Source organism: Thermostichus vulcanus str. 'Rupite' (genome assembly GCF_022848905.1).
In the GTDB taxonomy this organism is placed as follows: Bacteria; Cyanobacteriota; Cyanobacteriia; order Thermostichales; family Thermostichaceae; genus Thermostichus; species Thermostichus vulcanus_A.
This window is the reverse complement of sequence record NZ_JAFIRA010000022.1, coordinates 1-12059: the sequence shown is the minus strand read 5'-3', so window position 1 is coordinate 12059 and position 12059 is coordinate 1. Positions and strand designations below refer to the sequence as shown.

Annotated in this window: 9 protein-coding genes; 2 read left to right on the top strand and 7 right to left on the bottom strand. The window is 54.3% G+C overall.

The annotated features are described in order from the left end of the window. Position 1: 1 nt before the first annotated feature. The 7 genes from JX360_RS09505 to JX360_RS09475 form a co-directional block, all read right to left on the bottom strand. Positions 2 to 1261, bottom strand: coding sequence for an ABC transporter substrate-binding protein (locus JX360_RS09505; RefSeq protein ID WP_244350423.1), 1260 nt, complete (start codon positions 1259 to 1261; stop codon positions 2 to 4). Positions 1262 to 1486: 225 nt separating this feature from the next. Continuing rightward, positions 1487 to 1720 carry a hypothetical protein gene (locus JX360_RS09500; RefSeq protein ID WP_244350422.1) on the bottom strand — a complete coding sequence of 78 codons (234 nt, stop codon included), beginning with the start codon at positions 1718 to 1720 and terminating at the stop codon, positions 1487 to 1489. 1 nt (position 1721) lies between these two features. Next, positions 1722 to 2489: an alpha/beta fold hydrolase gene (locus JX360_RS09495; RefSeq protein WP_244350421.1), complete on the bottom strand. Its 768-nt coding sequence runs from the start codon at positions 2487 to 2489 to the stop codon at positions 1722 to 1724. Positions 2490 to 2606: 117 nt separating this feature from the next. Then, positions 2607 to 3641: a chlorophyll a/b binding light-harvesting protein gene (locus tag JX360_RS09490; protein ID WP_244350420.1), complete on the bottom strand. Its 1035-nt coding sequence runs from the start codon at positions 3639 to 3641 to the stop codon at positions 2607 to 2609. Between the two features lie 273 nt (positions 3642 to 3914). Beyond that, a complete protein-coding gene (locus JX360_RS09485; RefSeq protein WP_244350419.1) occupies positions 3915 to 6302 on the bottom strand; it encodes a DEAD/DEAH box helicase in 2388 nt (795 codons plus the stop codon). A 231-nt stretch (positions 6303 to 6533) separates the two neighbouring features. Further along, positions 6534 to 7025 carry a tRNA (cytidine(34)-2'-O)-methyltransferase gene (locus JX360_RS09480; RefSeq protein WP_244350418.1) on the bottom strand — a complete coding sequence of 164 codons (492 nt, stop codon included), beginning with the start codon at positions 7023 to 7025 and terminating at the stop codon, positions 6534 to 6536. Positions 7026 to 7191: 166 nt separating this feature from the next. Further along, positions 7192 to 8721 (bottom strand): glycoside hydrolase 100 family protein, encoded by a 1530-nt coding sequence (locus tag JX360_RS09475; RefSeq protein WP_244350417.1) that lies wholly within the window; start codon positions 8719 to 8721, stop codon positions 7192 to 7194. A 394-nt stretch (positions 8722 to 9115) separates the two neighbouring features. On the opposite strand from JX360_RS09475, the gene JX360_RS09470 reads away from it, so the two are divergent. Both JX360_RS09470 and hflX read left to right on the top strand, forming a co-directional pair. After that, positions 9116 to 9967, top strand: coding sequence for a pentapeptide repeat-containing protein (locus JX360_RS09470; RefSeq protein ID WP_244350416.1), 852 nt, complete (start codon positions 9116 to 9118; stop codon positions 9965 to 9967). A 119-nt stretch (positions 9968 to 10086) separates the two neighbouring features. Next, entirely contained in the window at positions 10087 to 11850 is a 1764-nt protein-coding gene (hflX, locus tag JX360_RS09465) for a GTPase HflX (RefSeq protein WP_244350415.1), read from the top strand. Positions 11851 to 12059: the final 209 nt, after the last annotated feature.

Sequence of the window (12059 nt, the reverse complement as noted above, 5' to 3'; positions counted from 1 at the left end):
TCTAGCCGGGCAACACCTGGCGCTGCCAAGCTTCCTCCAATTGCACCGTATATTCAGAATTGACAATCGGCACAGCCCCGGCAATCGCCTCTTGAATCGGGATCCCGGCGGCAGCTTCTAACTGGGCAAATTGCGTCTGGAACTCGGCAGGCACACGGCTGATGTCGATGAGGGGTAAATCTCCCCAGACATCTGGCTTGAATTTCTCCAGTTGACCTTCCGGGCTGGCCAACACCTCTGCCAAGATCATTGCCCCAAAGGGATTGGCGGCATTGACAGGAATGGCAGTAAAAGAGGGATCGATCAAGCTGGTGCCCGGGATCCCGTAGGGAGTGGTACTGGCGGGAAATTGTCCATTGTTTTTACGCAAAATCACTTGATCGATGAAAGTAGGAATCAGCCAAACTTCGCCATTGGCAAACAGCTCCGCTAAGCGGGCAAATGTAGGCGGATAAGTTTGTCCTTGCCGCCACAAAAAGGGATCCAGCTCTTTCAGATAATTCACCACAGCAGGGGATTGCTTAGCCCATAGATCGGCATCAAAGTCTGGGCCACTGTACTGGGCATACCCCCCCGTAACGCCATAAAATGCCCCCAACAAAAAGCGGCTACCGTGAAAATCGGGTGGGGCCACATAGGTAAAACGGCCCGGATTGGCTTCTGCCCAGGTCAGCAATTCAGCATAGCTACGCGGCGGATTGGGAACGCGCTCGGCATTGTAGGCCATCACAAAATAGTTGCCCGTATAGGGGGCAGAATAGCCTTCGATGGGCAAACCAAAATCTGTGGCAATATCGTCAGGATTGTAAAACTCAAGGCTGGGCAATTTCTCCGCAAACGGGCCATAGAGCAAATCTCCCTGTTTGAGGGTACGAAAGTTGTTGCCGTTGATCCAGATCAGGTCGATGCTACCGCCACTGCGCAATCCGGCTTGCACTTCTCCGATCACTTTGTTCACGGCTTCTACAGTGTCGGTCAACGGGATCCGATTCAAACGAATGTCATAGCGCTCCCGCAACTGTGTTTTGACCCAGCCATCCACAAAGCCGTTAATCGCTTCACTCCCGCTCCACATCGCCCAATTCACCTGGCTACCCCGGGCTTGTGCCAGAATGTCCGCCCAGGTCAGGGATCCGAGATTCTCTTGGGCAGAAACTTGGCCAAAAAGAGGCCGCTGCCCCAAAGCCCAAGCCCCAAGGGATCCCAGCCCTAAAGAGGCCAATACCTGCCGCCGTTTCCAAAAGAAGCCATTTTGCTGCATCGGGGTCTCTCCAAATCGATAGCATGGACTGCCACCTGCTATGGAGCCGGCAGTTTTTGACGCTTCAACGAGCCAAGTTGCTTGAGTGAGGCTCCAAGGGGCCACTGGCATGAACCACAGTTTTAGTTTAGATGTGTTCTTCTCCAGTAGAGCTTGTCTCTCATCGTCTCGGACGCTAGTTCCTTCCATCCGGGTGACAGACTCCCGACGCTCCCCTAAAGACTCTTACCTCTTAAAGTCAGGGCAATTGATCGCGGATTCGGTCAAGGCATGACGAGGGTGTACCGTGCATTTTAAGTAGGGATCCCCGCTGTAAAACCGGCAGTGATGGCAGGGGATGCGGTGCATTTGTTGGGCTTGATGCAGAATGGCAGCAACCGCTCTGGCAATCGTCCACAAGGGCAGCAGCAGCAACAGCCAGGCGATTATCATGCTCAGGGGAGGTGGAAGAGACGTCATATCATCCCTCAGAAGCCAAAGGATTCATCGAGTGGGCTAAAGGGAGTTCTCCCAACCCACGCCAAAACTCTAGTACCTGCGATGCCACCCTGTGGGGGAAGAAATAGTGGAAAAAATGCCGACCCGCCGGACAGCTCCACAGATGATCCCCCTGCTTTAGGTGATCCTGCCACTGGGCCAATCCAACCGGATCCACAATCGGGTCATCTTGGCTGCCACACACCAACATGGGCACGGCAACCCGGGGAACAGGGATCCCCACCACCCGAAACACGGAATGAGGCACGGGAGAAGTATCCAACTCTTTGGCCAGAGCCATGGCCAGCGGCCGTACCCGTTCCCACCCCTGCTCAGCCAGAAGGATTTTTGCGGTGCGGATAAGCAACTGTTCTCGGCTACAGAGCAACAACTGCCGCTGCACATAGAAATGAGCATGCCAAGTGGCCATCGGCTGTCCAGCTACCGCTAGCATCGTTAAGGAACGTACCCTTTCCGGGTGCCGAGCCGCCAACAGTAAGGCCAGTACCCCACTCAAGCCATGCCCAATCACATGAACCGGTCGCGGCAAAGTGTGTAGGTACTCACCCAGTAAGACTAGGGCAGGTTCTAGACCGCTGGGCTCATCCTGGTTTTGGTGATACTCCCAGTGGGCAACAGGGCAAGAGGTTCGCAAGTCCTGTAATAGTGGCTGATCAAAAAGTTTCAGGCTGGGCGACACACTTAACCACAACACCCCTGCTGGCCTGGGTTCAATCAAGCTCAAACTCATACCCATAACTCCGATTCAGTAAAAGATTCAGTAAAAAAAGCAGAGGACAGGGATCCCACTGATCCACAGCTGCTTTACCCCCATCCTCAAAAACACCTGCTCCCTAAGGGTTAACCCTCAAGAGGAAGCTGACCCTGCTGCATTTAACGCTCGCTCCACTCGTTTGAAGTCGAAACCCATGGCTCGCAACGCATGCCACAAATGCCCTTGCAAGAAGAAGAAAGCCAGGAAAAAATGAGCATTGGCCAACCAAGCACGGGCGGTATGAGCCCCCAGGGGCAGCTTAATCGTGTCCGCAAAATAGGGTGCAATGCCCAGCTTCACCGTCAGAGGAGGGCCATAAAATTCCGGCGGGTAGGCCAGGGTATTGACGGCGCAAAAGTAGGCAGCAACAAATCCGGCCAGGGCAATGCCTCCCAAGGCATAAGACAAAATCGCTTCACCCGAGAAGATCAACACCCGCTTGGCCCAGGGAAGAGGAGGGGTGAGAATATGCCAAATGCCGCCCGCCAACAGCAGGATCCCGACAAAGAGATGGCCCCCCACCAAGTCTTCCAAACGGGTGATGCTGGCGAAGTGGGTTTGATAACCATAGATCACCCAGGGATCCAAGGTGGGGGCGACGGTTCGAACCACCTGCTGAGTTGAGTCGTACAATCCGCCCCAGTACATGGCTTTGCCCACCAATAACAAAGCACCGGCCCCGAGAAACAACAAATGATGGCCCAGAATCATGCCCAACTGAGCTGGGTCATCCCATTCAAAATGGAACCGTCTGGCTCTGCCCTCGGCGTCTTTGAGGTTTTCCGGCCCTTTGATGGTGTGAAAGAGGGCACCTGCCCCCAAAACAGCACTGGAGATCAGGTGCAACACCCCAATGACGAAATAGGGATAGGTATCCAGGATCTGCCCCCCTTCACCAACCCCAAAGCCTAACGTGGCCAAATGGGGCAGCAGAATCAACCCCTGCTCTCCCATCGGCAGTTCGGGATTGAAGCGAGAGATCTCAAACAGGGTAAAAGCCCCAGCCCAAAGGGTGGTCAGAGCAGCTTGAGCCACATGAGCAGCAATGAACAGACCCGATAAATTGGCGAAACGAGCGTTGCCCGCGTACCACTCATAGGTGACCTGCGGATTGTCGTAGGTTTGCATGGTAACAACTCCTAATGGTAGCTAGTGTCAATTTTGAGGGATCCCAATCCTTTGACCAAAGCTGGCCTTTCTCCCTCTTTGGGGTGAAAACCCGTCCAGATAGTCGATAAAAAACAACCTCTGACAGAAATAGAGGCAGCAAATCTTGGTCTTAAAAGGCACTAAATGAGAAGCCAACTCAATAAGACCGCCTAAGTTAGGGTACGCTTATTTGAGAATTAGTTGCAATAGTCAGACTGTAAATCTTTGTTTCGGGTTTATTCCAGGTGAGATTCAGATCAACTCGCTAACCGGGAAGCGATCCAACATGTTCTGGGCCTGGCGGGCATTCTCCCGCAGCTCCTGCGGTAGGTGAGGCACATGGGGAATCTGGGAGAGCAAATCCAGGCTACGGCGGATCAGGCGCACCAAATCGCCGGCATCGAGGTTGGTATGGCTTTCCAGGGTTTCCCAAGGGATCCCTTGCGCCCAATGTTCGACGATCCCCGCCAGACTCGGTTCAAACCAAATCGGCATGTGAAAGACCTGATGTTGCCGTTGGCTGCGAAACAGTTGCCGTCGCAACCCCCGTAACCCGTGCAACACGTCCTCCACCAGCCCGGAAGTATGCAGCCGACTGTAGGTACCCGAACGAGGCGACTCCGTCACCAAAGCAGCGACGATCCCGGCCAAATGATGGGGAGCACAACCCTGACATTCCCCCGACAGCAAGGCTAGCGCCAGCCACAATTCGTTGTCCCCCCGTAGAGCTGCCACCACTTCTCCACTGGCTGTGGGTTGATAACCCTGCAAACAGTCGAAGTCCTGCAAAACCTGCACCAAAGCCATAAACTGCTGCCAGCGCAACTCCTGTACCGAGCCACTTTGGCGCTCCAGATGCTCCAAGCGTTTCACCAGCCGTTGTCGCTTTTCCTGCAAACCCAGCAGTTTTTTACCGACTTTGTGGGCGGGATTGGCCAGAATCTGGCTTTCCAAGGCACGAATTTTTTCCTCTTGCGCTTGGATGTGGGGAAAGGCCAACAGCCGTAGAGTCGGATCCGGCTCCGCTTCCCGTTGTTTGACCAGGTAGCGCAAAATGCGCCGTTCCTCCCGCCGTTGGGCCTGCATTTTTTCGTAGCGGGTAACATCCTCGCTGGAGATTTCCCCCAGTGTGCGATCCAACTCCTCCAATTCGGTGCGGGTGTGTTGGAGCTCCTGCTGCTCCGGCAACTTTTGCAACGAGAGCAAATACTGGCCAAAGCTACGGTTGATCAGATCCCGAGCCGCCTCTAGCGAATGCTTTTGTAGCAGGTTCAGCACCATGCCATAGGTGGGGGTAAATTGGCTCACCAAAGGATCCGGCCCGGCGGTGGCCAGTCGAGCGGCTTCCTGTGCCCCTTCAAAGGGAGATTGCACCGTCACCACGTGGCCGAGCACATCCTTGCCCCGTCGTCCGGCCCGACCCGACATTTGCATAAACTCAGAAGCCGTCAGGAGACGATGGCCCGTATCGGTGCGTTTGGAGAGGGCCGAGATCACCGTGGTTCGGGCGGGCATATTGATCCCGGCGGCCAAGGTTTCCGTGGCAAAGACGATCTTCACCAACCCCTGCTGAAACAGATGCTCCACCAACCCTTTCCAGGCGGGCAACATCCCAGCGTGGTGGGCGGCGATGCCGCGATAAAGGGCATCCAGGTGATCCTGCCGCACGGCTTCCGGCGTTTCCCGACAAAACTGGTCGATCTGCTGGGCCAGCCGTTGTCGTTCTTCATCATTGGCCATTAAATCGAGAGCACCCACACTGGCCACTGCCATATCGCAGCCTTTGCGACTGAAGATGAAATAGATGGCGGGGAGCATATCCCGCTGACGCAAGTTTTCCAACACCTGCGTCATATCGGGTACCCCTGCTCGGGAACGCTCGTGGGGGTTGGGCCGTTTGCTTCTCAAGCGACGATTGCGGACCCACTGGCCCGACTCAGTTTGCTCCAGTAATGGAAACAACCCTTTGTGATTGGCGAAGTGAAATTGTAAAGGAACGGGGCGATGATCGGAGTCGATGAGATGGGTGGGGCCATGCACATGGTTCATCCAATCGGTAAGTTGGTCGCTGTTGGCGATGGTGGCGGAAAGGGCGATGAGCTGGATGGTGGGGGGACAATAGATGATCGATTCTTCCCAGACGGTGCCCCGCTGCTGGTCGTTCATGTAGTGGCATTCGTCTAGGATCACCGCCTGCACATCCTGCAAGGGATCCCCTGTTAGGGCCTCTGCTGCATCTACCTCAGCTAGGGCTGCCAACGAGATGGGCGTGCCGTAGAGCATATTGCGAAAAATCTCGGTGGTCATTACCAAAATCGGGGCTTCTCGGTTGATGGAGATATCCCCCGTTAGCAGACCCACTTTGTCCGCGCCGAATTGCTGGCCAAAATCCCGGAATTTTTGGTTGGAAAGGGCCTTAAGCGGGGTGGTGTAAAAAACCCGCTTGCCTTGGGCGAGGGCCCGATAGATGGCATATTCCCCAATTAAGGTTTTGCCGGATCCCGTTGGGGCGCACACCACCACCGATTCCCCTGCGGCCAGGATTTGAATGGCCTGGATCTGAAAGTCATCCAGCGCAAAAGGGAAAAGCTCTCGCAACTCATCCAGCAAATCAGTCGCCGGGGAGAGAAGCGCACTCATGGAATCCAAGTCAACATAAGCTACCACGGAGAGGGCCCAAATCCGGTCTATTGATTTCTGCCGGAGCCTCTTGATCTCCAGGATACAGGGTTTCTCCGGGTGACGGATCGAGTCTGGACAACCGTAACGGCTATCAACCAAAGGGATTAAAAGGTTTCACGATAGAAACTGACCCAGTAAAACCTCCTAATTTGCACAATCTAGACACTGTAGGTTGGGGCGTGATCGTGTTTACTTGGGGTGAATCGGCAGTGAGGATAGAGATCCCTGTTGACGCAATCCTTCAAACAAAGCAATCGCTACGGCATTACTCAGGTTTAAGCTGCGTACCGGCCCACTCAACGGGATCCGCACACTGGGATAGTTTTCCAGAAACATGGGATCCAATCCCCGACTTTCACTGCCAAACACCAACCAATCCCCCGGTTGATAAGCTACTTCGGTATAGAGGGCTTTACCGCGCACACTAAAACACCAGAACCGTGCCTCTGGATGAGTTTCCACCAAAGCAGCCCAAGAGGGGTATCGATGGAGTTGCACATGCTGCCAGTAGTCTAACCCCGCCCGTTTCAGGTAGCGATCCGAGAGGCGAAATCCTAAGGGATCCACCAAATGTAAAGGTGTGTTGGTGGCGGCACAGGTACGGGCGATATTTCCTGTGTTGGCGGGGATTTCCGGAGCAACCAAAACGATGTGCAAAATCAAGGCTAAACTCCAAACCATCTCTTGCTGAGCCTTAACCTAGCTCACATGAACAATCTCGATCGGCATAGCAACTTCAGATCTCATCCATAGAGTGCTCTTACTCATCATGATCACCGGATGAGCACCGATCCAAAACCACATTGCTGTGTCACCTTCCAAGACCTTGCCCGGCTCGCTTCAGGGACTAGGCTTTGGAACTTTGCCCAAATCCCTCTTCTTGACAACCTCGATACAGGGATCCGAGCTTGGGCAGGTTAAACACATTGGCATCCTCCGGGTTCACCTTGAGCAGATGATGAGCCAGCAGCAACCCTGCCACTGTCCAGGTTTGGTAGAGCCGTGCCTGTTGCCCCATCCACACTCCCGTTGGGCCATCGAAGTATTCTGCCCATTTCTGTTCTGGCAACCGTTTCAGCAACTTCTGATAAGACTCCTGCAACAGATCCTGCATCGGCAAGTAGAGCCAACCACTGCGCAAACCGAAATCGGGACCGGATCCCTGTTGATGACGGAGTACCGCCAAAATCAAAAACCAAAGCAGGCAAGGCCAATGTCCGGCATTGTGGTAACACCAAGCGCGGTTTTTCGGGTCGTAGCCAGTTTTGTTACGCCAGTCGGCATCATCCAAAGGTGGATGACAAATGCGTAAGGGCATTTCCGCAATTAACTCACCCCGGTTGTGCAAAATCAGGCTGAACAAAGCCCGTTGTTGCGCACGAGAAAGCACGTCGAAGATCGCCCCCAAGCAGTTCCCCAACGAAAAAAAACGAAAATCTGGGCGGCCTGTGCGCACATTGCCAATCAAATACCCCCCACGGGATCCCAGCCAGTGCTGCAACCAATGGGGGATGGTTTCGGTTTGGATGTTGTATTCATTACTTATTGCATCCCCGTACTGTTCAGTCGGTCGCCGCCTTAAAACCTGCACCGTATGAGTATTGACCCAGTAATGTTTCAGTAAATAGCGCCGCAGTCGTCTAGCCCAGTTCACCACCTGCTCAATTTGCCACGCTTGTTTTTGGGCAAAGGGATCCGCTCTCCAGCCCTCTTTGGTTTTCAAATCCAACCGGATCAAGGCTGCCGTGCTCAACAAAGCCCCGTAGAGCAACACCTGAATCTCTAGCGGGCAGCCCCAGACATCCATCGGGCGGTCAATCATAAAGGCTCCATCTGGCACATGTAGGGTCGGCGCATCTCGGAACCCTGGATGCAGAATTAAATCCAAAAAGCGTTGCAGGCCATTTTGTACCTGTGGCTGCCGAGCCCAATCCTCATCTTGGCTGCGTTGCACATACACATAAGCCAAGATCGGCCACCAAAGCGTGGCATCCACCGAAGTGACCCGTCCAATGGCCCGCTGGCCATAGTCCCCCAGCAAGCGATCCCCCTCTACCGTAAAACTGCTGGGGAAAGTGCCTGCCGTTTGAGGATGTGTGCTCTGTAAACTGAGGCAAGTATCCAAAAATCGGCGCATGATGTCTGCCCGTCCATCCAGCAGAAAAAACACCATCGTCGGTACATTGTCCCGGATGAAGACTTCGTGATAGTTGAGGTCGGGGTTGGATCCCACCACTTTGAGTTGGCCTTCCACATAGGCATGGGTTTTCTGAGGGATCGCGGCCAAGGTGCCGATCGGCTTGTCTTGGTAGTAAACCATGGCACGGTTGTAGAGGAGGTCGCGGGCAATGCGGAGGATCTCAGCTTCAGGGAGCATACTAGGGGTTCGAAGGGGGGCTGAGTTCTATTCTTACCGACGCGCTTCCGTTATCTAGATAACCCCCAGAAATCCAGATCCCTGACAGCACCGAACAAAGGCTGCCTCCACAGTTCATGCCAATCGAATATAAACATATATTAACTAATGAGAAAACGAATTGCAAAACTGAGATTTTTCACCGAGAGGCAGGATAAAGTTATGGAATGAAACTTAATTTTATAGCAAAAAGATGATGGTTTTTAACGAGCTGTCATCAGGTTGCCTTTTTTTAGAATTTTGCATTTGAATCTCACAGATAAAAGAGCCTTTTCATGGGCAGAGGAGTTGGATTCTGTCTGTGATGGATGGCTTAAAAGATCAAAAAAGAAGATCAAATAAGGAGCCAGAGCAGATGAATGCCAGAGAATTTTTGCTCCGCTACGATTCCGGTGAACGGGATTTTCAGGGTGTGGATTTAAGTGGAGAACGACTCAGTCAAGCCAATTTAGCAGGGGCGAATCTTAATGGGGCTATTTTGGTCGGCACGGATTTGAATGGTGCTTGTCTTCATCAGGTGGAATTATCGGGTGCGTGCCTCAGTGGGGCCAAGATTACCGGTGCGAATTTATCAGCAGCCACTTTGGATCACATTGACCTAAGTGGGGCCAATTTGTGGCGTTCTAATCTCAATCAAGCCTTACTCACCGAAGCCAATTTGGGTCGTTCCAACTTACATGCTGTCAGTCTGAGCGGGGCCAACCTACACAAAGCCTACCTAAAAGGGGTGAACCTAACAGAGGCCAACCTTGTGGAGGCAGATTTAAGTGAGGCCAGCCTTTCTCGGGCGATTCTGAACCAGGCCAGACTCGCTTTTGCTCGTCTACAGGGTGCAGATTTGGAACAAGCAGAGTTGATTCAGGCCAATCTCTCGGATGCTGACCTCAACCGGGCCAATCTGATTGGGGCTAACCTGCGGGAGGCCAACCTCTTGCGGGCCAATCTCACCGCCGCCAACCTGACCGGAGCCAATTTGTTACGGGCCAACCTCATGGATACGCAGCTCAATCTGGCCTGTTTGCGAGGGGCAAAATTGGATTGGGCAGAGTTAACCGAAGCCAACCTGACGGAGGCCGATCTGCGCTGGAGCCATTGTGACAATGCCAACTTCAGCGGCGCCAATCTGCACAAAACCAACCTGACGGAGGTGAACTTGGAATCTGCCATCCTGCGGGGCACCAGTCTCTGTCCTCGTCACACTGTTTAAGTCGTAAGTCAAGTTGTGTAACGGGATCCCTACAGCTCCGAGGCTCAGAATTTCCGGGATCTACAAGCCCCGGCGTGTATGGTAGATAAAAGCTCTTTTTTGGGTTTCTTGCCGCCCCTATGCCCAGGGTTAGCACTGCTTCCAACCAACCTAGCCAACGCTTCGCCAATGCCCACGGTAAAGGGTTAAAGCCCTACCAGCAAAAGCAACTGCAACGGCTTTACCAACTGCGCTTGCCCCCCAGTAGCCTGGTGACGGTTGAGTTTGCCCAACGGCTGGGATCCATCTGCCAAGAGCTGGATTATCAACCGATCAGCGTCTACCTGAACCGACGCGGCCAGGTGATTCGAGTCGGGGTGGGATCCCCCTTTGAAACCCAGATTCCCGCCTGGGAGCTGCCCCGCCAAGGAGCGGAACGACTCTCGGGCATTCGCTGTATCACCACCCAAACCGGGTTGGAAGGGCCAGGACAAAAGGCGCTCACCGCTATGGCTCTGCAGCGGTTGGATGCCTTGATTACCCTCTCCGTCTCCAAATCCAGCGGACATCTGCGTCGGGGGGGTACAGCCACGGGATTTATCGAGCGCGCCTATCTGGCCCATTTGCTACCGAATGGAGACAGCCGCTGGTTGGTATCGGATCCCTTGCCCTTGGGCCTTCTGGCGGAGCAAGATCTGCAGGAGCTGGTAGAGGCTCTTGAAGATCAGTTTCGGCGCCAATTGACTGTCCGTCAGGTGGATCTGGATCAGGATCGCGCGATTCTGGTGGGTCTCCAGGAATCGGGACAAAGCAGCGAAGACCTGATGGATGTCTTGACAGAGTTGGGCCGCTTGGTGGAAACCGCCGGGGGTCAGGTTCTACAAACTTTGTGGCAAAAGCGGGAAGGCCCCAGTTCAGGGACCGTGATTGGTTCCGGTAAAGTGCAGGAGTTGGCTTTGCTGGTGCAGGATTTGGGAGCCAACCTAGTGGTCTTTGACCGGGAACTCACCCCCAGCCAGGTGCGCAGCCTAGAGGCAGCAGTAGGGGTGCGGGTGGTGGATCGCAGCGAGGTGATTCTGGATATTTTTGCGCAACGGGCCAGAACCCGGGCCGGGAAATTGCAGGTAGAGTTGGCTCAGCTGGAGTATTTGCTGCCCCGCTTGGCCGGTCGAGGGCGAACCATGTCACGGTTGGGCGGCGGGATCGGTACCCGGGGTCCTGGGGAAACGCAACTGGAAATGGAACGGCGGGCCATCCAACGGCGCATCAGCAAATTGCGGCAACAGGTGCAAGAGCTGAGAAACCATCGGCAACGGCTGCGGCAACGGCGGGAGGGATCCCAAATTCCGGTGGTGGCGATTGTGGGTTACACCAATGCCGGCAAGTCCACGCTGCTCAATACCCTTACCCATTCCGAGGTTTATGCGGCAGACCAATTGTTTGCCACCCTGGATCCCACCACTCGGCGCTTAAATCTGCCCAATCATCAGGCGGTGCTGCTCACCGACACCGTTGGTTTCTTGACAGAATTGCCGGAACAACTGGTGGATGCCTTTCAAGCCACCTTGGAAGAGGTTACCGAAGCCGACGCGCTGTTGCATGTGGTGGATCTCTCTCACCCCAATTGGGAGGGCCAGATCGCAGCCGTCGAGAAGTTGCTGGATGAGATGCCGCTGGCAACCGGGCCAAGACAACTGGTCTTCAACAAAATTGACCGGGTGGATCCGGAATGGCTGGAGGATGTGCGCTTGCTCTATCCCAAGGCCCTCTTTGTCTCCTCCACCACAGGCGAGAACCTCGATCAGCTGCGCCATACCTTGATGAACCTTGCCTTAGCCCTGGGTATGAAGGGTGGAGAGGATCCCGACCGGTGCAGCTCATCTCTTGCTGGGGAACGTAACTAGCATTCTTGTCTGACCTCAGGCTGCCCACCATTTGCACAAGCGACCAAGCCATGTCAGCTGAAGTCCAAAATTCTTCCCAGGGGGTTGACACTCCCCCGGTTAGAAACCGGGGGATTCTCCCTTCTAGCCCCCCACAGCTTGAAGCTGTGGAGTATTCATAGCACTCCGTGCCGTGCAGAGCACGAGGGAGTTCAGGGGATTGCCAACTA

Coding starts and splice junctions, on each gene's coding strand:
- hflX (WP_244350415.1), top strand. CDS start 10,087: ATGCCCAGGGTTAGCACTGCTTCCAACCAACCTAGCCAACGCTTCGCC.
- JX360_RS09505 (WP_244350423.1), bottom strand. CDS start 1,261: ATGCAGCAAAATGGCTTCTTTTGGAAACGGCGGCAGGTATTGGCCTCT.
- JX360_RS09485 (WP_244350419.1), bottom strand. CDS start 6,302: ATGAGTGCGCTTCTCTCCCCGGCGACTGATTTGCTGGATGAGTTGCGA.
- JX360_RS09480 (WP_244350418.1), bottom strand. CDS start 7,025: ATGGTTTGGAGTTTAGCCTTGATTTTGCACATCGTTTTGGTTGCTCCG.
- JX360_RS09495 (WP_244350421.1), bottom strand. CDS start 2,489: ATGAGTTTGAGCTTGATTGAACCCAGGCCAGCAGGGGTGTTGTGGTTA.
- JX360_RS09490 (WP_244350420.1), bottom strand. CDS start 3,641: ATGCAAACCTACGACAATCCGCAGGTCACCTATGAGTGGTACGCGGGC.
- JX360_RS09475 (WP_244350417.1), bottom strand. CDS start 8,721: ATGCTCCCTGAAGCTGAGATCCTCCGCATTGCCCGCGACCTCCTCTAC.
- JX360_RS09470 (WP_244350416.1), top strand. CDS start 9,116: ATGAATGCCAGAGAATTTTTGCTCCGCTACGATTCCGGTGAACGGGAT.
- JX360_RS09500 (WP_244350422.1), bottom strand. CDS start 1,720: ATGACGTCTCTTCCACCTCCCCTGAGCATGATAATCGCCTGGCTGTTG.